The organism is Streptomyces sp. NBRC 109706 (genome assembly GCF_000974485.1).
Lineage (GTDB): Bacteria > Actinomycetota > Actinomycetes > Streptomycetales > Streptomycetaceae > Streptomyces.
In genome coordinates this window covers 23677-43443 of record NZ_BBOM01000007.1, presented here as the reverse complement: position 1 = coordinate 43443, position 19767 = coordinate 23677, and the positions used below count along the sequence as shown (strand labels likewise).

The 19767-nt window shown below is 73.6% G+C and carries 22 protein-coding genes; 14 read left to right on the top strand and 8 right to left on the bottom strand.

Annotated elements, in window-relative coordinates; translation table 11 throughout:
* Positions 1–299: 299 nt before the first annotated feature.
* Positions 300–938, bottom strand: a complete 639-nt coding sequence (locus tag AOM46_RS14400; RefSeq protein WP_062211038.1) for a hypothetical protein — start codon at positions 936–938, stop codon at positions 300–302.
* 79 nt (positions 939–1017) lie between these two features.
* Positions 1018–1596: a SigE family RNA polymerase sigma factor gene (locus tag AOM46_RS14395; RefSeq protein WP_078856823.1), complete on the bottom strand. Its 579-nt coding sequence runs from the start codon at positions 1594–1596 to the stop codon at positions 1018–1020.
* 165 nt (positions 1597–1761) lie between these two features.
* On the opposite strand from AOM46_RS14395, the gene AOM46_RS14390 reads away from it, so the two are divergent.
* On the top strand, positions 1762–2871 hold the full coding sequence (locus AOM46_RS14390) for an amidohydrolase family protein (RefSeq protein WP_062211035.1): 1110 nt from the start codon (positions 1762–1764) through the stop codon (positions 2869–2871).
* Positions 2872–3065: 194 nt separating this feature from the next.
* Complete coding sequence (locus AOM46_RS14385) at positions 3066–4001, top strand: SCO1860 family LAETG-anchored protein (protein ID WP_062211032.1); 936 nt, start codon at positions 3066–3068, stop codon at positions 3999–4001.
* A gap of 112 nt (positions 4002–4113) precedes the next feature.
* Here the strand turns inward: AOM46_RS14385 and AOM46_RS14380 are convergent, their stop codons facing one another.
* Together AOM46_RS14380 and AOM46_RS14375 are read right to left on the bottom strand one after the other, a co-directional pair.
* Entirely contained in the window at positions 4114–4308 is a 195-nt protein-coding gene (locus AOM46_RS14380) for a hypothetical protein (RefSeq protein ID WP_062211029.1), read from the bottom strand.
* Positions 4309–4335: 27 nt separating this feature from the next.
* Positions 4336–5694: an inorganic phosphate transporter gene (locus tag AOM46_RS14375; protein ID WP_062211026.1), complete on the bottom strand. Its 1359-nt coding sequence runs from the start codon at positions 5692–5694 to the stop codon at positions 4336–4338.
* 69 nt (positions 5695–5763) lie between these two features.
* Between AOM46_RS14375 and AOM46_RS14370 the strand changes: the two genes are divergently transcribed.
* From AOM46_RS14370 to AOM46_RS14345, 6 genes are all read left to right on the top strand, one after another.
* Complete coding sequence (locus AOM46_RS14370) at positions 5764–6501, top strand: class II aldolase/adducin family protein (protein WP_062211023.1); 738 nt, start codon at positions 5764–5766, stop codon at positions 6499–6501.
* A gap of 62 nt (positions 6502–6563) precedes the next feature.
* Positions 6564–7700, top strand: a complete 1137-nt coding sequence (locus AOM46_RS14365) for an alpha/beta hydrolase (RefSeq protein ID WP_062212551.1) — start codon at positions 6564–6566, stop codon at positions 7698–7700.
* Positions 7701–7800: 100 nt separating this feature from the next.
* Positions 7801–9201, top strand: coding sequence for a hypothetical protein (locus AOM46_RS14360; RefSeq protein ID WP_078856822.1), 1401 nt, complete (start codon positions 7801–7803; stop codon positions 9199–9201).
* 148 nt (positions 9202–9349) lie between these two features.
* Complete coding sequence (locus AOM46_RS14355) at positions 9350–10948, top strand: ABC-F family ATP-binding cassette domain-containing protein (protein WP_062211017.1); 1599 nt, start codon at positions 9350–9352, stop codon at positions 10946–10948.
* A 312-nt stretch (positions 10949–11260) separates the two neighbouring features.
* Positions 11261–11482: a helix-turn-helix domain-containing protein gene (locus tag AOM46_RS14350; protein WP_062211015.1), complete on the top strand. Its 222-nt coding sequence runs from the start codon at positions 11261–11263 to the stop codon at positions 11480–11482.
* Positions 11483–11570: 88 nt separating this feature from the next.
* Positions 11571–12347 carry an enoyl-CoA hydratase/isomerase family protein gene (locus AOM46_RS14345; protein ID WP_062211012.1) on the top strand — a complete coding sequence of 259 codons (777 nt, stop codon included), beginning with the start codon at positions 11571–11573 and terminating at the stop codon, positions 12345–12347.
* Positions 12348–12364: 17 nt separating this feature from the next.
* Here AOM46_RS14345 and AOM46_RS14340 read toward each other — a convergent pair whose 3' ends face one another.
* Positions 12365–13132, bottom strand: coding sequence for a hypothetical protein (locus AOM46_RS14340; protein ID WP_062211009.1), 768 nt, complete (start codon positions 13130–13132; stop codon positions 12365–12367).
* Between the two features lie 197 nt (positions 13133–13329).
* Here AOM46_RS14340 and AOM46_RS14335 point away from each other — a divergent pair, with 197 nt between their 5' ends.
* From AOM46_RS14335 to amaP, 5 genes are all read left to right on the top strand, one after another.
* Positions 13330–13806: an Asp23/Gls24 family envelope stress response protein gene (locus AOM46_RS14335; RefSeq protein WP_062211006.1), complete on the top strand. Its 477-nt coding sequence runs from the start codon at positions 13330–13332 to the stop codon at positions 13804–13806.
* Positions 13807–13853: 47 nt separating this feature from the next.
* Complete coding sequence (locus AOM46_RS14330; RefSeq protein WP_062211003.1) at positions 13854–14048, top strand: hypothetical protein; 195 nt, start codon at positions 13854–13856, stop codon at positions 14046–14048.
* Positions 14049–14083: 35 nt separating this feature from the next.
* Entirely contained in the window at positions 14084–14437 is a 354-nt protein-coding gene (locus AOM46_RS14325; protein ID WP_370592706.1) for a hypothetical protein, read from the top strand.
* A gap of 212 nt (positions 14438–14649) precedes the next feature.
* Positions 14650–15243 (top strand): DUF6286 domain-containing protein, encoded by a 594-nt coding sequence (locus tag AOM46_RS14320; protein ID WP_234313820.1) that lies wholly within the window; start codon positions 14650–14652, stop codon positions 15241–15243.
* Positions 15244–15266: 23 nt separating this feature from the next.
* Entirely contained in the window at positions 15267–15863 is a 597-nt protein-coding gene (gene amaP / locus AOM46_RS14315; RefSeq protein WP_062210998.1) for an alkaline shock response membrane anchor protein AmaP, read from the top strand.
* 24 nt (positions 15864–15887) lie between these two features.
* Here the strand turns inward: amaP and AOM46_RS14310 are convergent, their stop codons facing one another.
* Both AOM46_RS14310 and AOM46_RS14305 read right to left on the bottom strand, forming a co-directional pair.
* Complete coding sequence (locus tag AOM46_RS14310; RefSeq protein WP_370592705.1) at positions 15888–16742, bottom strand: SURF1 family protein; 855 nt, start codon at positions 16740–16742, stop codon at positions 15888–15890.
* A 19-nt stretch (positions 16743–16761) separates the two neighbouring features.
* On the bottom strand, positions 16762–17778 hold the full coding sequence (locus AOM46_RS14305) for a DEDDh family exonuclease (RefSeq protein ID WP_078856820.1): 1017 nt from the start codon (positions 17776–17778) through the stop codon (positions 16762–16764).
* A gap of 155 nt (positions 17779–17933) precedes the next feature.
* Between AOM46_RS14305 and moaA the strand changes: the two genes are divergently transcribed.
* Entirely contained in the window at positions 17934–18920 is a 987-nt protein-coding gene (gene moaA / locus AOM46_RS14300) for a GTP 3',8-cyclase MoaA (protein ID WP_062210990.1), read from the top strand.
* Between the two features lie 578 nt (positions 18921–19498).
* Here the strand turns inward: moaA and AOM46_RS14295 are convergent.
* A complete protein-coding gene (locus AOM46_RS14295; RefSeq protein WP_062210987.1) occupies positions 19499–19729 on the bottom strand; it encodes a hypothetical protein in 231 nt (76 codons plus the stop codon).
* Positions 19730–19767 lie beyond the last annotated feature (38 nt).

Here is a 19767-nt window from a genome sequence, read left to right as displayed (position 1 = left end):
GGTTTGTCCGTTAGTTACCGGACAAAATGGGCACGATCATGACCTTGGTCACATGTTAGTAACGACGATGTGACCCGGCTGACCCGGTGGTGTGACCTTGCCGCGACTGCGGCATGAAGCGGTTTAGGCTCCGGAAAAGCGGGCAGAAGCGGCCTGTGTTCCCACTCCGATAAAGCTTCGGATTCGTCACCCGGAATTCTCGTCCAGTATTCCGGAACGTATGTGGCGCGAGTGCGCGGAGAGAATCGGAAAAGAATTATCCGAGCCGTTGTCCCGGTGCACCAGCCGGGCTGCTCCGGTCAGCTGAACCCACCACGCGCGGTCACCGGACCGGCCGGTCCCTCGCCCGTCACGCGGTAGCGGTCAAGCGCCGGATCCCGGGGCCCCTCGTCGTGGTCGTACTGCCCGGCGAAGACATGCCGCCCCGGCGGCACTTCGGCCCCGGGCCGCAGCTCCCAACGGAACACCAGGTCACCGCCCTCGTTGGCGGCGGAGAGGGTGAAATCCTCCCCCGGCAGCGTGCGCCACCCCCCGGTGGGCCGCATCCCCTCCTCGGCCACCACCCGCAGCTCCACCGTCAACGAGGTCAGCGGGTGGCTGGTTTCCACCGTGACATTGCTCTGCGACCAGTAAGGGTTGCTGCCCGGGTCCACCTCGCCCGACGAGGAGAGCGCCGGCCGGCCCGCGCCCGCCGGATCCGAACTCCGCCCGTCGTCGCGCAGCCAACCCGCCGTCAACAGCGCCAGACCGAGCACACACCCCAGCGCCAGCACGGCGCCGGCCACCCGCAGCCGGGGACGTCGCGACGGCCGATGCGGCTCGCCCGCCGGGTGGGCGGCCATCCCGTGCCGCACGCGCGCCAGCATCCGCTCCCGGTCGGGACGGTGCTCGGCGGAGGCGGCGCGCAGCAGCTCCCTGGTGTCGGGGCGGTCGGCCATCGGAGTCCTCTTCGTGGTCGGGCTTCCCGGCGGTCCGCGCGCCGCGTCGAGGTCGCGTGCGGGCGCCGGCGGGCTTCGTTCACCAGCCGCGGCGCTCGGGCGGACCGTTGGACAGCGCGCGCAGCATCTCCCCGGTGCCCCCGTCGGCGCGGGCCTGGGTCTCGCTCAGCAGCCGGTGCAACTCGGCCAGCCCGCGCGAGGTCTGGCTCTTCACGGTACCGACCGAGATCGCCAGGGTCCGCGCGGTCTCCCGCTCGGAGAGGTCGAAGGCGTGCCGCAGCACCACACAGGCGCGCTTGCGGTAGGGCAGTCTGGCGAGCGCGGCCCGCACATCGAGCACCGCCGGCACATCGGGTCCCTGGGTGGTGCCGGTCTCCGCCGCGCGGGCCCAGAACAGCGCCACCCGCCGCCGTTCCCGCACCCGCGAGCGGATCTGGGACCTGGCCAGATTGGCCACCACCCCACGGGCGTAGGCCAGTGGCCGGTCGGCGGAGGCGACCCGGTCCCAGCGGTGCCAGATCGCCAGCAGCGCGTCGGCCGCCAGATCGTCGGCGCCCTCGCTGCCGCCGTCGCCGCCGAGCAACAGATAGGCCAGTCGGGACAGTTCGGCATGGTGGCGCTCGAAGAAGGCGTGGAAGTCTTCGCTGGGGCTGGCCACGCCGGCCTCCTCGGGTTGTGGCTCTCCTGGAGTGGCTGTCGACCATCTTGTTCGACAGGTCGTGCGATGTTCGTATCCACGTTCAGCCCCGGCGGTTGGGAGCGTAGCAGGCGATCGGTAGGCTGCCGAGGCTCACGAACCGACCGGCTGCGGGAGTTTGCCACCATGACCGAGAGCCAGGTGATCCATGTGGCCGGCCGGGTGCTGGCCGGCCGGGGAGCGGCCCGGGACGAGGGCGAGGTCCTGGACGAGATCTGGGTGATCGACGGGCGGATCAGCCTCACCCCGCCCGCCTCGGGACGGGCCGTCACCACCGTGCGCGGCTACGCCCTGCCGGGACTGGTGGACGCCCACTGCCATGTCGGCCTCGGCCCCGAGGGCGCCGTGGACGACGCCACCTCCGAGGCGCAGGCCGCCACCGAACGCGACGCCGGCGTGCTGCTGTTGCGCGACGCGGGCTCGCCCGCCGACACCCGCTGGATCGACGACCGCGACGATCTGCCCCGGATCATCAGGGCCGGCCGCCATATCGCCCGCACCCGCCGCTATATCCGCAACTACGCGCACGAGGTCGAGCCCGACCAACTCGCCGCGTATGTCCGGCGGGAGGCCAGGCGCGGCGACGGCTGGGTGAAGCTGGTCGGCGACTGGATCGACCGCGAACGCGGCGATCTGGCGGCCTGCTGGCCGGCCGAGGCGCTGCGCGCCGCCATCGCCGCCGCGCACCGGGAGGGCGCCCGGGTGACCGCCCACTGCTTCGCCGAGGAATCGCTGCGCGATCTCGTCGAGGCCGGCATCGACTGCGTCGAGCACGCCACCGGACTCACCGAGGACACCATCCCGCTCTTCGCCGAGCGGGGCGTCGCCATCGTGCCCACGCTGGTCAACATCGACACCTTCCCCGAACTCGCGGCCGGCGGGGAGCGGCGTTACCCGGACTGGGCCGCGCATATGCGCCGGTTGCACCGGCGCCGCTACGCCACGGTCGGTGCCGCCTGGGACGCCGGCATCCCGGTGTTCGCCGGCACGGACGCCGGCGGCTCGCTGCCGCACGGGCTGATCGCGCGCGAGGTGGTCGAGCTGACCCGGGCGGGACTGCCGCCGTCGGCCGCGCTCTCGGCCGCCACCTGGGCGGCCAGGGAATGGCTCGGCCGGCCGGCACTGACCGAGGGCGCCCCCGCCGACCTGGTCGTCTACGCCGCCGACCCGCGCGCCGACCTCACCGAACTGGCCCGCCCCCGGGCGGTGTTGCTGCGCGGACGCCCGGTGGCCTGAAGCGCTCGCGCCCCGGCCGGCCGTCCGCGCGTTGAACGCCCGTGCGGGCCCGCTTCCCCCGTATGGGTGAAGCGACGCGTGATCACCCCCGGGCACCCGTTTCAGCACCAAAGATGGCGTGGTCCCGGTCGCCGCCGTGCCGATGTCCCTTCCGCACGGCGGCGGCGTTCACCATCTCGTGGGGGTTCTCACCCGTGTACAACTCTGCCTTCCGGCGGCCCGTCTCCGCTGCCCTGGCCATCGCCGGCAGCGCCCTGCTGGCCGCCGCCGGCACCGTGCCTGCCAGCGCCGACGAGGGCGCTGACCAGGAACGATCGGGCTCGGCGAGCGCCACGGTGCTGCGTACGGCACTGGAGGTCTCGCTGCTGAACGGAGGCGTCTCGCTGCCGCTGACCGTGGTGCTCAACGAGGTCGACGCCACCACCGACGGCGAGCACGCCGACGAGACGCTGCTCACCGCGACCCTCGACGGGGTCGACGACGGCCAGCCGTTCGAGGTGCTGCGCGCCGAGGTCGCCGGCTCCACGGCCGAGGTCGCTGACACCGCGGCGCACGCCGAGTCCTCGCTCACCGACGCCGCCGTCCAACTCCCGGGGCTGAGCGCCCTGCCGCTGGTCGAGCTGGACGTGATCAGCGCCCGGGCGCACTGCGCCGTGGGGGAGGAGCCGGTCGCCGAGACCACCATGCCGGCGGCCGTCAGCGTCCTGGGCCAGGAGGTGGCCCTGACCTCCGAGGGGCGGACCGAGGTCGATGTGCCCGGCGTCGGCCAGGTCACCCTCACCCTTTCGGAGCGCCGCACGGACGCCACCTCGGCGGCGGCCACCGCGCTCGATCTGAACGTCGAGGTCAACCCGTTGGACCTCAACGTGGCCACCGTCACCGGCCAGGTGACCCTGGCCGAGGCCGCGTGTGTCACGCCGGTGGCCGAGGAGACCGCCGAGGAGCCGGCGCCCGAGGGGCCGGAGCCGCAGAGCTGGGACGAGCGGGACGAGCCCACCACCGACCTGGCGCAGACCGGCGGCGGCTCGCACACGCCCTATGTGATCGGCGGCGCGGCCGTGCTGCTGGCCCTGGGCGCCGGCACCGTGCTGGTCGCCCGCCGCCGGACGGCAGCCGGCCGGAACGCCTGACCGACCCGGCGGACCTGGTACGGCGCGCCCGTCGAAACGGCGGGCCCCGGACTCCTCCCACACGAGTCCGGGGCCCGCCGTCTGCCGCGTGCGCGGCGCTTTCGGTCCTCGCTCAGACCGCGATGATCCAGATGCCGTAGCCGACCGCGGCGGCGCAGAGGGCGAAGGACAGATAGCCGGCGGGCCGGGAGGAACGTGTCCTGGCACCGCCCGCCCGGATGCCCAGCGAGAACAGGCCGACCAACGCCAGGGTCAGCAGCACCGAGACCACGATGACCTGGCCCAGCACATCCCATTCGATGTTCATCGGATTCGGATTCCTCTGCTCGCTCGGCTAGGAGACGGTCGGGGTGGACCGGTCGGGGGCTGGGGTCGCGGCGGGAGCGGCTGTCGCCGACGGCTCGGCCGGCGGATCGCCCTCGGCCGGAGCGCCGGACGCCGGCGACGGGGCCGATGCCGGGGTGCGGACGGAGATGATCACCGGCTCCGGCTCCCCGTTCGTTCCCGTGCCGTTCACGTCGTTCACGCTGTTCATACCGGTCCCGGCGGCGACCGGCTCCGGGGCGGCGGAGGCGTTGTCGGAGGGGGTGTCGTCGGCGTTCACGTTGGAGTGGTCGACCGGCTTGCGGCGCGACAGCATCCAGATCACCAGGCTGGACGCCACCAGCAGCACCGCCACCACGGCCACGCCCCAGTCGCCGCGTTCCGCGATCACCGCGCTCAACGCACCGACCAGACCGGCGGCCGGCAGCGTCAGCAGCCAGGCGGCCACCATCCGGGAGACCGTGTTCCAGCGCACCACGCCGCCGCGCCGGCCGAGGCCCGAGCCGGTCACCGCGCCCGAGCAGACCTGGGTGGTGGAGAGCGCGAAGCCCATGTGGGAGGAGGCCAGAATGGTGGTCGCCGCGCTGGTCTGGGCGGCGAAGCCCTGCGGCGGCCGGATGTCGGTGAGGCCCTTGCCCATGGTGCGGATGATCCGCCAGCCGCCCAGGTAGGTGCCGAGCGCGATCGCCACACCGGCCGAGGTGATCACCCACAGCGGCGGATCGGAGTTGGGGGCCAGCGAACCGCCGGCGATCAGCGCCAGGGTCATCACGCCCATGGTCTTCTGCGCGTCGTTGGTGCCGTGCGCCAGCGAGACCAGGGCGGCGGAGGCGATCTGCCCCGTCCGGTACCCCTTGGACGTCGCCTTCTCGTCGGCGCCCCGGGTGATGCGATAGGTCAGCCTGGTGGCCATCATCGCGGCGAAGCCGGCCACCAGGGGGGCGGCCACCGCGGGTATGACCACCTTGGTGATGACCGCGTCCCCGTTGATCCCGCCGAAGCCGACCGAGGCGGCGGTGGCCCCGATCAGGCCGCCGAAGAGCGCGTGGGACGAGCTGGAGGGGAGACCGGCGAGCCAGGTGAGCAGGTTCCACACGATGGCGCCGACCAGGCCGGCGAAGATCACTTCGGGCTTGATGCCCGCCTCCTCGTCGATGATGCCGCCGGAGATGGTTCTCGCCACCTCTACGGACAGAAAGGCACCGACGAGGTTCAGTGTCGCCGACATCGCCACCGCGGGCTTGGGTTTCATCGCCCCGGTCGAGATGGTGGTGGCCATCGCGTTGGCCGTGTCGTGGAAGCCGTTGGTGAAGTCGAACGCCAAAGCCGTGACGATCACGATTGCGATCAACAGCGTGAAGTGTTCCATGTACCGGACAATCGTTCGGCGGGGTGGGGATCAAGCGACGTTAACGTAGGGTGAATAGGTGAACGGAAGATGAATGAACGGCGGCGTAACGCTGTTGCTTCGCTCCTTTTTTGGACAGGTCGCTCCGCGGGTCGTTCGGCGGAAGCCGTCCGTCCCCCCGCGTCCTGGCGCACCGCCTGGCGCGACCTGACCGCCGCGGCCCGGCAGACGGTGGACGACGGCCTGGTCGTCGGCACCTCGGGCAACCTCTCCGTCCGCGTCGGGGACGCGATCCTCGTCACACCGAGCGGAGTGCCCTACGACCAACTCCGACCGGCCGATCTGCTGGCCGTCGACCTCCGGGGCCGCCGGCTGGCCGGCACCCTCAAACCCACCAGCGAACTGCCGCTCCACCTCGCGGTCTACCGCGAGACCCGGGCGCGCGCCGTGGTGCACACCCACGCGACCCACGCCACCGCCGTCTCCACGCTGGTGGACGAGGTGCCGCTGATCCACTACATGGCCGCCGCCATGGGCGGCCCGATCCGGGTCGCCGACTACGCCACCTATGGCTCGCCCGAGCTGGCCGAGGCGGCGACGGCCGCACTCGCGGGCCGCGACGCCTGCCTGCTGCGCAACCACGGCACCCTGGCCCACGGCCGCGACCTGCGGCAGGCGATGGACCACACGGCGCAGCTGGAGTGGATGTGCCGGGTCTGGCTGGCCGCCGCCGCCATACCCGGGCGCGAGCCGACCCTGCTCACCCGGGACCAACTGGCCGAGGTGGCCGAACGCCTCCGCGACTACGGCAACCCCGAGCGGAGGTAGCGGCGACCCGTTCCGGCGCGGTGCGGTGGCCGTCCGCCGCTTCCGCGCCCATGCTGGGGGACATGCGGCGGCGGATCACGGCGGCAGTGGCCGCCAGCACGGTGTTGGCGGCCGGCACGGGCCTGGCCACGGCCCTGGCGGGGCGATGGGCCAGCGGCACGGCGCTGGGCGCGGCCGGCGGCGGGCGGCCGGCCGGCTTCGCCGGCATCCGGTTCACGGTGCACGGGAGCACCGCCGACACCCTCACCCTCACCCGCTCCACCCACGCGCTGCGCCCCGGCACCTACCGGCTCACCGGCCGCTCCGGCAGCGCCGTGGTCGGCTCCCCGCTGGACGTGGCCGGCAGCCCCGACACCGTGGTGCGGCAGCTGATCGGCGTCGGGCCCGGGCGGCTCCCGACCGGCAGCTCCGTCGGGCTCACCCCACAGCTGTACACCGGCACGCCGCGCTCGGCGCTGGGCATCGAGCACACCGATGTCGAACTGCCGCACGGCTCGGTCCGGCTGCCGGCCTGGCTGGTGCCGGGGCCCCGCGACACCTGGATCATCGCCCTGCACGGCCTGGGCGCCACCCGTGAACTGCCGCTGAACGTTTTGCCGTTCCTCCAGCGGCTCCGCTTTCCCGTGCTGCTGCCCGCCTTCCGGGGCGACCCCGGCGCGCCCCGGCGCGCGGAACGGGCGTACCGGCTGGGCGCGGGGGAGTGGCGGGACGCCGAGGCCGCGCTGCGCTTCGCGGTGCGCGCCGGCGCACGCCGGGTGGTGCTCTTCGGCTGGTCGACCGGGGCGACCATGGCGCTGCACACCGCCACCCACTCCCCGCTGCACCGCCAGGTGGCGGGCCTGGTGCTGGACTCCCCGGTGCTGTGGCCCACCGCCACGCTGCGCGCCATGGCCGTGCGGCGCGGCGTGCCCGCCGTGCTGCGGCCCTGGGCCGTGGCCGCCGCCCAGCGCGGCGGCGCCCCCGCCGACCCGCCGCCCGTGCCGCCCCCCGGCGAACGGGGCGCGCCACCGCCGATGTTGCTGGTCCACGGCCCCGACGACACCATCGCGCCGTTCGCCGCCTCCCGCGAACTCGCCGGCCGGCACGAGCGCAACGTCGTCCTGCACACCGTCGCCCAGGCGCAGCACGCCGCGATGTGGAACGCCGACCCGGACGGCTACGAGGAGGCGCTGCGGCGCTTTCTCACGCCCCTGATGTGAGACGCCACCACCCCCGCGCGCGCCCCGCCGGCGCCCGGCTCATCTACGCCTCTGTACGCGGGGTTTGGGCTTTGACGGTCCGAGCGGAGAAACTGCTCGGGTGACGTCCCGAACTCCGCGTGAGCCCCGGTTGCGACTCGTCCCGCAGACTCCCGCGCAACGAACGCAGGTTCAGCGCCGCACGGCCGAGCGCAGACGTAACCCCAGACCGCCCAAAGGCGTGCTGCCACCCGACCAGCTGGCCCGCCAGGCGAGGAGCCTGCTCGCCGACGCGGTCCGGGTGGCGCACTGGGCGCGACGCGCCGGCGTCTCGCCCGAACAGGCCGGCGCCCCGGCCGCCGACGAACTGGGCATGAGCCGCGCCGAGCTGCGCGAGAACTGGAGCCGGGCGCGACTGGCCGGCCTGCTGGAGATCGACGGCGACGGGGACGGCCGCCCCGGCACCGTCCGCTCCGGTTGGCGGCTGCGCGCCTGGGAGCGCGACGACACCGCCGCGCTGCGCGGCTGGGTCGCGCTCTTCGACGCCTGGTGCCTGGCCAGGCCGGCCCCTTCGGACGCCGACCCCTCCCTGGTCACCGACGTGGTCGCGGCCATGCCCCAACTCCTGTCCGTGATGCGGCTCTCCGAGGGTCCGGTCACCGCCGCCGGCCTCATCGACCTGATGCGCCGCCGGGTGGCCGAGCTGCGCTCCGAGGGCCAGGAAGGCGCCCAGGCCGAGGCGCCGGTGCCGGACGAGGACCCGGCGACCACGGCGGAACGGGTGCGGCTGCTGGGCTGGGCGCTGGACGCGCTCGCCGCGGTCGGCGCGCTCACCCTGCACGCCAAGGGCGACCGCCCGGCCCGCGCCCGGCTCACCGATCTGGGCAGCTGGGCGATGTGGACCAAGCTGGAACAGATCTGCGTCGCCGCGCAGAGCCCGGCCGGCAACATCGAACAGTCCGCCGTCGCCATGCTGCGCGGCTGCGCCAATCTGACGCCGGGACCGGCCAGGGCCGAGTACCGCGCCTGGCTGGCCGTGCGCCCCACCGCGCCGGCCGTCGACGAACTGCTGGCCGCCGCCCGGGGGGAGGACGCGCTGATCCGGGGGCTCGCCTTCCAGGCGCTCCGGGTGGTGGGCGCCCCCGCGCTGGACGCGGTGCGTGCGGTGGTCGACGAGCCGGGTCTGCGCCCCTACGCGCTGCTCTGGCTCGCCGACCACGAGGGGGGCGACCCCAGGGACGCCGCCGAGTCGCCGCTCGGCGTGCTCACCCGCGCCGAGGCCACCTGGCTCTGGGTGGACACCGCGTCGGCCGCCCAGGAACACGGCGCCGAACGGCTGTTGCTCGACCATCTGGACACCGCTCCGCAGCCGACCGTCGGCGAACTGGTGGACGAGATCCGAACGTGTGGCCATCCCCGCACGGTGCAGGTGCTGCTGGCGCTCTCGGCGGTCCACCCGGACCAGACGGTGGCCAAACGGGTGCGGCGCGCCGCCTTCCAGGTGCACACGGGAGGGGCGTGACGGCGGCCCCCGGCCCCGCTCGACCGGACGAGGACCCGTTGTCGCGCGCGGCTAGAATGGCCCGCATGGACATTCTGCTCCTCGTGCATTAGCGGGCGTAAGCGCTGATCCGACCCCTGCCCACACATTCCGCACCTGGAGTCTGTCCATGATCACCGCCACCGGCATCGAGTTGCGCGCCGGAGCCCGCGTCCTCATCGAACACGCCTCGTTCCGCATCGCCCAGGGCGACCGCATCGGCCTGGTGGGCCGCAACGGCGCCGGCAAGACCACCCTCACCAAATGCCTGGCGGGCGAGGGCACCCCGGCCGGGGGCACCATCACCCGCTCCGGCGAGGTCGGCTATCTGCCCCAGGATCCGCGCACCGGCGATCTGGACGTGCTGGCCCGCGACCGCATCCTCTCCGCGCGCGGCCTGGACAGCGTCCTGCGCGGCATGCGGGAGAACGAGAACCGCATGGCCGGCGGGCAGGGCGCCACCCGCGAGAAGGCGATGCGCAAGTACGAGCGGCTGGAGACGGAGTTCCTCACCAAGGGCGGCTACGCGGCGGAGGCCGAGGCCGCCACCATCGCGGCCAGCCTCGGCCTCCCCGACCGGGTGCTCGGCCAGCCCCTGCACACCCTCTCCGGCGGCCAACGACGCCGGGTCGAGCTGGCCCGCATCCTCTTCTCCGACGCCGACGTGCTGCTCCTCGACGAGCCGACCAACCACCTCGACGCCGACTCGGTCGGCTGGCTGCGGGACTTCCTGAAGACCTACCGGGGCGGCCTGGTGGTCATCTCCCACGACATCGAGCTGGTCGAGACCGTCGTCAACAAGGTCTTCTACCTCGACGCCAACCGCGCCCTGATCGACATCTACAACATGGGCTGGAAGCGGTACCAGGTGCAGCGCGAGGCCGACGAGAAGCGGCGCAAGCGGGAGCGGGCCAACGCCGAGAAGAAGGCCGCAGCGCTCAACTCCCAGGCCGACAAGATGCGCGCCAAGGCCACCAAGGCCGTCGCCGCGCAGAACATGGCCCGCCGCGCCGAGCGTCTGCTCGCCGGCCTCGAGGAGCAGCGGCAGGACGACAAGGTCGCCAAGCTCCGCTTCCCCGATCCGGCGCCCTGCGGCAAGACCCCGCTCACCGCCGAGGGCCTGTCCAAGTCCTATGGCTCGCTGGAGATCTTCACCGATGTCTCGCTGGCCATCGACAAGGGCTCCCGGGTGGTGATCCTGGGCCTCAACGGCGCCGGCAAGACCACGCTGCTGCGGCTGCTCTCCGGAATCGAGAAGCCCGACACCGGCCAGGTCACCCCGGGGCATGGGCTCAAGCTGGGCTACTACGCCCAGGAGCACGAGACGCTCGACCCGAGCCGCAGCGTGCTGGAGAACATGCGCAGCGCGGCGCCCGATCTCGATCTGGTGCAGGTGCGCAAGACGCTGGGCTCGTTCCTCTTCTCCGGCGATGACGTGGACAAGCCGGCCGGGGTGCTCTCCGGCGGCGAGAAGACCCGGCTGGCGCTGGCCACCCTCGTGGTGTCGTCGGCCAATGTGCTGCTCCTCGACGAGCCCACCAACAACCTCGACCCGGCCAGCCGCGAGGAGATCCTGGGCGCGCTGCGCAACTTCACCGGGGCGGTGGTGCTGGTCACCCACGACGAGGGCGCGGTCGACGCGCTCCAGCCGGAGCGGATCATCCTGCTGCCGGACGGCGTCGAGGACCTGTGGAGCGCCGACTACGCGGATCTGGTGGCGCTCGCCTGAGCCCTGCGCATCCGCCGAAAGTGATCACCCCCGGTGGATCATTCGGCCCATGGTTGATCATTCATCTGAGTGAGTGCGGTCGTAGCCCGGCGTGTCGAAGCGCCGGGCCCACCCATCCCGCCACCGCTCTCGCCGGCCCCGCCGCAACCCCCGCTGACCTGCGCCTTCCTCGTCCGGGCCCGCCCGCGCCGCGCCGCACCCCGGAAAGCCCGCCGATCCGTTTGTCGTACGGACCGCTACGAATGGGTGGCCAGGAAGCCCGATAGGGGTGATCATGAGAGTCCAGAGCGCACTTCGCATGAGGAGGCACGAGTGGCCGAGACTCTGAAGAAGGGCAGCCGGGTGACCGGCACCGCGCGCGAGAAGCTCGCGGCAGACCTGAAGCGGAAGTACGAGTCGGGTGCCAGCATCCGGGCGCTGGCCGAGGAGACCGGCAGGTCGTACGGCTTTGTGCATCGGATGCTGAGCGAGGCGGACGTCACCCTGCGCGGTCGTGGCGGCGCCACCAGAGGCAAGAAGTCCACCACAGCCTGACCACCACACCCCACCCGCGCGGTCGGGTAGCCGGGTCGGTCGTTACTCTGCGAGGCGTAACTACTGCCGAGTAACGAGCGGAGGCCCGATGAGCCTGCTCGACCGGGACGGTGTGCGTGTCACCGTCCACAACGCCGTGGCAACCGTCACGCTCACCAACGCCGAACGTCGCAACGCACAGACCCCCGCGATGTGGCACGCCCTCGCCGAAACCGGGCGGCGGCTGACCGGCGACATCAGGGTCGTGGTGCTGCGCGCCGAGGGAGTCTCCTTCTCCGCCGGTCTCGACCGGCGGGCCCTCACCCCCGAGGGCATCGAGGGCCAGCTCTCCCTCTTCGACCTGGCCCGCTACCCCGAGGCCGAACTCGACGCCGCCATCGCCGGCTACCAGGAGGCGTTCACCTGGTGGCGTCGTCCCGATCTGCTCTCCATCGCCGAGGTGCGGGGCCATGCCATCGGCGCCGGCTTCCAACTGGCCCTCGCCTGCGATCTGCGCGTCTGCGCCGAGGACGCGCAGTTCGCCATGCGTGAGACCAGCCTCGGCCTGGTCCCCGATCTGACCGGCACCCATCCGCTGGTCGAACTCGTCGGCTACGCCAGGGCGCTGGAGATCTGCGCCACCGGGCGCGCCGTGCGGGCCGCCGAGGCGGAACGCATCGGCCTCGCCAACCTGGTCGTGCCCGGCGAGGAGCTGGCGGCGGCCACCGACGATCTGGCGGCCGCCCTGCTGGCCGCGCCCCGGGACGCGGTCATCGAGACCAAGGCCCTGCTCCGCGCCGCCACCCGCAACGACTACGACACCCAGCGCGCCGCCGAACGCGCCGCGCAGGGCCGCCGGCTGGCCGATCTGGTCGCCGACAACTGACCGGCCCCGGCCGCCGGTCAGCCGATCCCGGTGACCAGCACCGCCACCCGCACCGGCCCCGGCGGCGGCCCGCCCGAGGACGCCGCCGCCCCGGCCGCCGCGTCCCCGACCTCGGCCAACACCGCCGGCAACGCCCGTTCCCCGTCCCCTTCGAGCACCAGTTGCAGCCGCACCAGCCTGGACGGCGGGTCGGCCTCGTCGCTCACCCGCACCGCGCCCGGCCAGCCGTCCAGGGCCGAGGACAACTCCCGCACCCCCGGCACCCCCACCACCGCGTCGGTCACCGTGTCGGCGCCCGGGCCGCCCGGGCCGCCCGAGCCGAACGCGTCCGGCGGCGACGGCGGTTCGGGGCCGGCGGTCGCCGGCTCGGGCTCGGCGCCCAGCAGCTCGGTGACCGTCACATCCACGGCCACCACATCGAGCCCCAACCGTTCCCGCGCCACCTCGGCGAGGGCGGCGCGCAGCCGGCGGACCAGCTCGGGCAGCGGAAGCGCCGGATAGGCCGCCAGGGCGACGGTCATCCGCAGCGGCCCCGGCGGCACCGCGCCGGGCGGCCCCGGCACCGCGTCCCCCTCCTCGGGCAGGGACGCGGCGGGGTCGGCGGGCGCCAGCCGGAGCTCGTCGAGCCGCGCCATCGGCAGCGCGACGGCCACCGCGCCGCGCAGGGCCGCCCGCGCCGCCCGCTCCGTCAGCCAGTAGCCCCGCAGGGCCCCGCCGCCCAGCGGCAGCAGCCTGCCCAGTGCCAGCTGCCGCCGCACCGCCGCCAACACCCCGTCGCCGCCCATGCGTTCCCGCCTTCCGTCTACCCTGTCCGTACTCAACCGGCCCTGGGTGGGTACAGCATCTCCTAGGAACCGGCGTCGGCCGGCCGAGGCGTGCCACCCGTTCGGGGGGTCGCGCGAGGGGGCCGGAGGGCCGGCCGAGCATAGTGTGGCGAAGGAGCGGCGGGCGCGACTGCGGCTCGGAAAGGGGCGAAGGCACAGTGACCGACACCACCGCGGAGCACGGCACCGAGCAGGGCACCGAGACACCGGAGAGGACGCTCGGCACCCGTCGGGGCACCGGGGACCCCGCCACCAGAGGACGTACCACCATCGCCGACGGGGTGGTCGCCAAGATCGCCGGCATGGCCACCCGCGATGTCGTCGGCGTGCACGCCATGGGCAGCGGCCTGGCCCGCACCTTCGGCGCCGTCAGGGACCGTGTGCCGGGCGGCGGCAAGTCCGTCACCCGGGGCGTCAAGGCCGAGGTCGGCGAGGTACAGACCGCGTTGGACCTGGAGATCGTGGTCGAGTACGGCGTCTCCATCGCCGACGTATCCCGTACCGTACGGGAGAACGTCATCGTCGCCGTCGAGCGGATGACCGGCCTGGAGGTCGTCGAGGTCAACATCAACGTCGTCGACGTGAAGTTGCCCGACGACGAGGAAGACGACGACGAACGGCCCCCGTTGCAGTAGGCACGGGCGGCCGGCGTCGCCAGGCCGCCGAGGCGAAGGAGTACGAGATGAGCATGGCCATGATCGGCATGATCGCCGGGATGGCCCTGGGCTTCGCCGGATATTTCGGCGGGTTCGCGGCCTTTCTGCTGGTGGCGGCGCTGGGCGCGATCGGGTTTGTCGCCGGCCGCTTCCTGGACGGCGACCTGGAGCCCGGGGATCTCTTCCGGGTCCGCGAGCGCGGCGGCGACCGGCGGCGATGACGGTGGATCAGGTGGTTCCCGCCGGGGAACGCGGCGTGACCAGGATCGCCGAGCGGGTGGTGGCCAAGCTGGCCACCCAGGCCGCCAGGGAGGCCCTGCGTGCCGAGCCCGCCGGCCGGCCGCCGCGCGGCAGGAGCACCGGGCCGCACGCCTCGGCCGTGGTGCGGCGCCCGTCGGAGGGCGACGGCGTCGTCGGCATCGCCAGCGTCCGGGTCGCCGTCGAGCTGGTCTACCCCTCGGACATCGGCGCCCAGTGCGGCGCGGTACGCCGTCAGGTGGCCCGCCGCGTCGAGGAGTTGGCGAGCATGGAGGTCAGGGACGTGTCGGTGGCCGTCGAGCGGCTGCACACCACCGCCCTTGAGGGCGCGGCCCCGGGGAGGCTGCAGTGAGCCGGCACGCCGACCGCCGCCCCAGGAGCGAACGGAAGGCCGCCCTGGCGAGCGACCCGGAGCCGGAGCCGGTCGACGAACGGCGCCCCGCCCTTGCCAAGCCGTCCCCGAAGCCCTACGAGCAGCCGGAGCCGTACGAGCAGCCCGAGCCGTACGAGCCGCGACCCGCTGAGCTCGACCCGCCGGAGGCGGAGGACGACGAGTCCGGCGGGATGCGGCAGTCCGCCTCCACCGCGCGCTACGAGCCGAGCGCCGACGAGGACGGCCCGGCCAGCCGCTTCTGGTCGGAACGGCGGCTGCCGGCCGCGCTGGTCGCCGCCGCCCTGCTGGCCGGCGCCGGGCTGCTGCTCTACGACATCGCCTCGGTGCGCGCCGACCGCCCCGCCGCCGGCTGGCGGCGGGAGCTGGCCGACCAGCTGGCCACCAGGCCGCTGGACGACGCCTGGATCGTGGCGGGTGCCGTCGCGGCGCTGCTGCTGGGCGTCTGGCTGGTGGTGCTCGCGGTCACCCCGGGGCTGCGCCGGCTGCTGCCGATGCGCCAGGACGGCCCGGAGATGCGCGCCGGCATCGAACGCGCCGCCGCCGCCATGGTGCTGCGCGACCGGGCGCTGAACGTCTCCGGCGTACGCACCGTCCGGGTGGTCGTCGGCCGCCGCAGGGTCAGGGTCTGGGCGCAGGCGCACTTCCGCGAACTGGACGTGGTCAGGGCCGATCTGGACGCGGTACTGGACGACGGCATAAGGGAGCTGGGGCTGGCCCGCCGCCCCGGCCTCGCCGTCTTCGTCCGCCGTCCCACCAAACGCTGAGTCGACGCCGAGATGGGGCAGTGATGTTGCGCATCGTCAATCGGGTGCTGCTGGCGGTCAGCGGCGGCACGCTGTTCTGCCTCGGCCTCGCGGTGCTCGTGGGCACCCTGGACCTGCCGAGCCGCTGGGGCTTCACCCCGCCCTCCTGGTGGACCTGGCGCGGCCCGCAGGACGTGCTGCTCAGCGCGTCGGACCGGGTGCGGCACCGGGAGGCCGGCTGGTGGTGGCCGGTGGTGATCGGCGGACTGGCGCTGCTGGTCCTGCTGGCGCTGTGGTGGCTGCTCGCGCAGCTGCGGCGGCAGCGGCTCTCCGAGGTGCTGGTCGACAGCGGCGACGGCGTCGGCGCGCTGCTGCGCGGGCGGGCGCTGGAGGAGGTGGTGGCCGCCGAGGCGGAGGCCCTGCCGGGGGTGGACCGGGCCAGGGTGACCCTGGTCGGCCGCCGCGACCAGCCGCGCGCCGAGGTGGGTCTCTCCCTCGCGCCGCAGGCCAGGCCCGACGAGGCCGTGCGCCGGCTGCGGGCCGAGGCGGTCGAGCACGCCCGCGTCTCGTCCGGGCTCTCGGCGCTGCCGGCGGAGGCGCGGCTGCGGGCCGCCAAGCACGGGCCCGAACGCGTCAGTTGACGGTCACCGGCCACCGGCCGCCGCTCAGGCGGAGGTGGGCACGTTGTCCCTGGCGGCCGTGGGCCGCTCCGCCGCCGACCGCTCGGGGCCGGCGGCGGCCACGGCCTCCTTGGCGGCCTGCTCGGCGGCGTCCTTGCGGTCGCGCCTGAGCAGCAGGAACCAGCCGACGGGAACGCCGGCGGTGAACAGCCACCACTGGACGGCATAGGCGAAGTGCGCGCCGATGCCGGTGTGGTCCGGCTCCGGGAGCGGAGCGAGCGGGGGATCGGCCTCGTCCGGCGGGGCGGTCTCCGTCAGCTCCAGATAGCCGCCCAGCATCGGCCGGCCGAGGTCGGCCTCCCGCTGGTCGCTGTTGATCAGCATCACCATGCCGTCCGGCAGCCCCGACTTGTCCTTGACGCCCGTGTTGCCGGTGGTCTCGTCGGCCATCAGCCGGCCCGTCACGGTGACCTGCCCGCTCGGCGGCTCCGGCACCGGAGGGGCCTGCGTGGGATCGCCACCGGCCGGCAGCCAGCCCCGGTTCACCAGCACCGCCGGGGCGTCCTCCTGGAGCAGCGGGGTCAGCACGTAGTACCCCATGGCACCGTCGGCGTTGGTGCGCTGCCGCACCAGCACCTGGTGCGCCGGATCGTAGGAGCCGGTGGCCGTGACCCGGCGGTAGCGGTCGTCCGCCCCTGGGCCGGCGTCCACCGTGGTCAGCTCCGCCATGGGCACCGGCTCGGCCGACAGACTGGCGGAGATCAGCTCGTTGCGCGCCACCCGCTGGTCATGGCGATCCATCTGCCAGAACCCGAGCCGGATCATGGTCGGGATCAGCAGCAGCGCGATCAGGGTGAGGACCACCCACTGCCGGGACAGCAGAAACCGGTACACAGCCACTGACGCTACCCGAAGGCGGTCACTCCTCCGCCGCCGGGGCCACATCCCGCAGCAGGTGGGTGAACGCCGCCTCGTCCAGGATCGGTGTGCCATGGGTGCGGGCCCTGACCACCTTGCTGGTCATGACCTCAGGGGTGTTGGTGACCAGCAGACTGGTGAGCCGGGAGACGCTGGTCGCCACATGCAGACCCGCCTCCTGCGCCTGGTCCTCCAGCAGCTCCCGATCCACCGAGGTGTCCCCGGAGAACGCCACCCGCATCCCCTGCCGCAGCCGGCCACCCGGCTCGTACCGGCCCGGATTGGGATAGGGACAGGCCGGCCGCTTGCGGCTGGGCCGCCAGCCCCCACGCCAGGCGTCGCCCGAGCGGACGGCACCGGAACGGGACGACGGCTGGCCGGTGGCCCATTCGGTGATCGGCCGGCACACATGCAGCGGCAGCGGCAGGCCCAGCCGGGCGGCCTGCCGGAGACTCGGCCGGAACGCCTCCGCCAACACCCGGGCGTCGTCCAGCGCGTGGTGCGCCCGGCGCTGCGTCACCCCGTAGTACCCGACCAGCGTCTCCAACTTGTGGTTGGGCAGCGGCAGGGCCAGCTCCTTCGCCAACCGGATCGTGCACAGCCGCTGCCGGACCGGCGGTGTCCGCTCCACCCGGGCGAACTCCCTGGCCAGCATCGCCCAGTCGAAGACCGCGTTGTGCGCCACCAGCACCCGGCCGGCCAGCCGCTCGGCCAACTCCTCCACGACCTCCCCGAAGAGCGGCGCGTCGGCCAGCATCTCGGAGGTCAGCCCATGGATCCAGGTGGGCCCGGGATCGCGCTGCGGATTGACCGGGCTGTACCAGCTGTCCTCCACCTCGCCCCTGGCGGTCAGTCGGTAGACGGCGGCGGACACGATCCGGTCGTGGCTGGCAAGACCCGTGGTCTCGACGTCCACCACGGCATACCCCGACGGGTAGCCCTCCGGCCATGACCCCTCGTCCGGGGTCCTGGGGAGGGGGAGGTCGACCATGGGCGCCTGGTGGTGGTCTTCGAGCATGGTCCCAGAGGATACGGGCCGGCACCGACAGTGCCCCTCGCCCGCCCCGGAGTTGGGACGTTCGATCGGGTCTCCGGACCGCTCACGCCACCCCGCTGTCACAGGCGTGACGTACGCTGCCTGACATCTGCTCCCCACCAGGCGGAGGCGCCGCGATGTTGCTCGACACCCATGGCCGAGTGGCCACCGATCTACGGGTCTCGCTCACCGATCGGTGCAATCTGCGGTGTACCTACTGCATGCCGGAGGAGGGCCTTGCCTGGCTGCCCAAGCCGGAGTTGCTCACCGACGACGAGATCGTCCGGCTGGTGGGCGTCGCGGTGCGGGAGTTGGGCGTCACGGAGGTCAGATTCACCGGCGGGGAGCCGCTGCTGCGGCCCGGTCTCGTCTCCGTGGTGGAGCGCTGCGCCGCGTTGACGCCCCGGCCCCGGCTCTCCCTCACCACCAACGGCATCGGCCTGGAGCGGACGGCAGAGGCGCTGCGCGCCGCCGGGCTCGATCGGGTCAACGTCTCCCTGGACACGCTGAGTTCGGAGGTCTTCCACCGGATCACCCGCCGCCGGCGGCACGACGACGTGCTGCGCGGCCTCGCCGCGGCCAAGGCCGCCGGCCTCACCCCGGTCAAGGTGAACAGCGTGCTGCTGCCCGGCGTCAACGACACCGAGGCGCCCGAGCTGCTGGCCTGGGCCCTTGAGCACGAGTACGAGCTGCGCTTCATCGAGCAGATGCCGCTGGACGCCCAACACGGCTGGCAGCGGGCCAGGATGATCACGGCAGAGGAGGTGCTGGCCTCGCTGCGCACCCGGTTCACGCTCACCCCCGAGGACGGCCGGGGCTCGGCGCCGGCCGAGCGGTGGCTGGTCGACGGCGGGCCCGGGCGGGTCGGCGTGATCGGGTCCGTCACCCGGCCGTTCTGCTCGGCCTGCGACCGCACCCGGCTGACCGCCGACGGCCAGGTGCGCAACTGCCTGTTCGCGCACGAGGAGTCCGATCTGCGCGGGCCGCTGCGCGCGGGCGCGGACGACGCGGAGCTGGCGGAGCTGTGGCGCCGCGCGATGTGGGGCAAGAAGGCGGGCTCGGGGCTGGACGCTCCCACGAGCTTCGCCCAACCCGCCCGCCCGATGTCCGCGATCGGCGGCTGACCGCTGGCTTTCCCCACCCACCCGCCCTTGCCTTACCCACCCGGGGGCCGGCGCTGCGCGCGGCTTTTCCCCACCCAACCGCCCCTTTTGCGCCTGCGGCGCGTGGCGCTGCGCGGGCGCCTGCCTCGTCGCGCCCCGGGCCGCGCTGCGCGGCTTGTTCCCGCCCGCCCACCCCTTTTGCGCCTCCGGCGCCGCGCGCTGCCGCCAGCGTTGCGCTGCGCGCGGCTTGTCCCCACCCACCCACCCTTTTTACGCCTGCGGCGCGTTGGGGCCGGCGTTGCGCTGCACGCTGTTTCTCCCTGCCCGCCTGCCCCTCTCGCGCCTGCGGCGCTTGGGGCCGCGCTGAGCGCGGTTGCCTGCCGGCCCGTTGCGGCTTGTCCCGCTACCGGGGTCGTCGTCTTTGGGGCGTCTACGGGGCGGGCGCTGCGCCTGGTTGTCTGTCCCCTTTTGCGTTCCCGGGGCCCCGGCCCGCGTAGCACATGGCCGCCCCCCCCGGGCGCCCCCCGCGCGACGCCGCCCGTCCGGTCCGCGCTCCGCGCGGACCGGACGGGCGGCAAGCGCGCCGCGAGGCCAAGCGGTCAGCGTTCCGCTTCTTGGGCGCGCCAGTCCGGTAGGGGGACGACGTCCTTGAGGAAGTCGCGCAGGCTGAGGAAGCGGGAGAGGTATTCGCGGTGTTCGTCGCAGGCGAGCCAGGTCTTGCGGCGGTCAGGGGTGTGGAGTTTGGGGTTGTTCCACGCGAGGACCCAGACGGCCGGCGTCCGGCACCCCTTGGCCGAGCAGATCAGCTCGGCTTCGGCCGGTTCGTTCATCTCGTTCGTCAAGGAATCCACCCAGGTCCTTCGAGTCC

Excerpts from the sequence above, each read along its gene's own strand:
- AOM46_RS14400 (WP_062211038.1), bottom strand. The coding sequence starts at position 938 with ATGGCCGACCGCCCCGACACCAGGGAGCTGCTGCGCGCCGCCTCCGCC.
- AOM46_RS14390 (WP_062211035.1), top strand. The coding sequence starts at position 1,762 with ATGACCGAGAGCCAGGTGATCCATGTGGCCGGCCGGGTGCTGGCCGGC.
- AOM46_RS14380 (WP_062211029.1), bottom strand. The coding sequence starts at position 4,308 with ATGAACATCGAATGGGATGTGCTGGGCCAGGTCATCGTGGTCTCGGTG.
- AOM46_RS14375 (WP_062211026.1), bottom strand. The coding sequence starts at position 5,694 with ATGGAACACTTCACGCTGTTGATCGCAATCGTGATCGTCACGGCTTTG.
- AOM46_RS14370 (WP_062211023.1), top strand. The coding sequence starts at position 5,764 with ATGAATGAACGGCGGCGTAACGCTGTTGCTTCGCTCCTTTTTTGGACA.
- AOM46_RS14365 (WP_062212551.1), top strand. The coding sequence starts at position 6,564 with ATGCGGCGGCGGATCACGGCGGCAGTGGCCGCCAGCACGGTGTTGGCG.
- AOM46_RS14355 (WP_062211017.1), top strand. The coding sequence starts at position 9,350 with ATGATCACCGCCACCGGCATCGAGTTGCGCGCCGGAGCCCGCGTCCTC.
- AOM46_RS14345 (WP_062211012.1), top strand. The coding sequence starts at position 11,571 with ATGAGCCTGCTCGACCGGGACGGTGTGCGTGTCACCGTCCACAACGCC.
- AOM46_RS14340 (WP_062211009.1), bottom strand. The coding sequence starts at position 13,132 with ATGGGCGGCGACGGGGTGTTGGCGGCGGTGCGGCGGCAGCTGGCACTG.
- AOM46_RS14330 (WP_062211003.1), top strand. The coding sequence starts at position 13,854 with ATGAGCATGGCCATGATCGGCATGATCGCCGGGATGGCCCTGGGCTTC.
- AOM46_RS14320 (WP_234313820.1), top strand. The coding sequence starts at position 14,650 with ATGCGGCAGTCCGCCTCCACCGCGCGCTACGAGCCGAGCGCCGACGAG.
- amaP (WP_062210998.1), top strand. The coding sequence starts at position 15,267 with ATGTTGCGCATCGTCAATCGGGTGCTGCTGGCGGTCAGCGGCGGCACG.
- AOM46_RS14305 (WP_078856820.1), bottom strand. The coding sequence starts at position 17,778 with ATGCTCGAAGACCACCACCAGGCGCCCATGGTCGACCTCCCCCTCCCC.
- moaA (WP_062210990.1), top strand. The coding sequence starts at position 17,934 with ATGTTGCTCGACACCCATGGCCGAGTGGCCACCGATCTACGGGTCTCG.
- AOM46_RS14295 (WP_062210987.1), bottom strand. The coding sequence starts at position 19,729 with ATGAACGAACCGGCCGAAGCCGAGCTGATCTGCTCGGCCAAGGGGTGC.